This window comes from Streptomyces sp. SID12501 (assembly GCF_010550245.1).
GTDB lineage: Bacteria > Actinomycetota > Actinomycetes > Streptomycetales > Streptomycetaceae > Streptomyces.
In genome coordinates, this window is record NZ_JAAGLU010000275.1 from 1 (window position 1) to 602 (window position 602).

A 602-nucleotide genomic window follows, 5' to 3' on the forward strand; every position below is an offset into this window, starting at 1 on the left:
CGTATCCAGGGCACCATCCCGCACCCGGTCCAGGGTGAGAAGGCCGCCGGCGTCGTCTTCCTACGTCCCGCGTCCCCCGGTACCGGTGTGATCGCCGGTGGTCCGGTGCGCGCGGTGCTCGAGTGCGCCGGCATCCACGACGTGCTCAGCAAGTCGCTCGGGTCGTCCAACGCGATCAACATCGTGCACGCCACGGTCGAGGCCCTGCGCTCCCTCGAGGAGCCCGAGGCCGTCGCCGCCCGTCGTGGGCTGGCGCTCGACCACGTCGCGCCGGCCCCGCTGCTGCGGGCGCAGGCCGAGGGCCGTGCCGCCTCGGCGGCCGCGAAGGCGGGTGCGTGATGGCGCGTCTCAAGGTGACCCAGACCCGGTCCGCCATCGGCGGCAAGCAGAACCAGCGCGACACGCTGCGCACCCTGGGCCTCAAGCGGATCGGCGACGTCGTCGTCAAGGAGGACCGTCCTGAGATCCGCGGCATGGTCAAGACGGTGACGCACCTCGTCGCGGTCGAGGAGGTCGAGTGACCATGGCCGACGACAAGAAGGCCGACGAGAAGGCGACGGAGACCACGGCTGCGGCCGAGAAGAAGGCTCCGGCGAAGAAGG

2 protein-coding genes are annotated in these 602 nt (G+C 71.4%); both read left to right on the plus strand.

Annotation, left to right across the window (positions count from 1 at the left end; translation table 11 throughout):
- A partial coding sequence (locus tag G3I71_RS45710; RefSeq protein ID WP_369335581.1) for a ribosomal protein S5 occupies window positions 1-339 on the plus strand: 339 nt, incomplete at its 5' end.
- Complete coding sequence (rpmD, locus tag G3I71_RS45715; RefSeq protein ID WP_013117860.1) at window positions 339-521, plus strand: 50S ribosomal protein L30; 183 nt, start codon at window positions 339-341, stop codon at window positions 519-521. The genes G3I71_RS45710 and rpmD, both read left to right, overlap by 1 nt.
- Window positions 522-602: the final 81 nt, after the last annotated feature.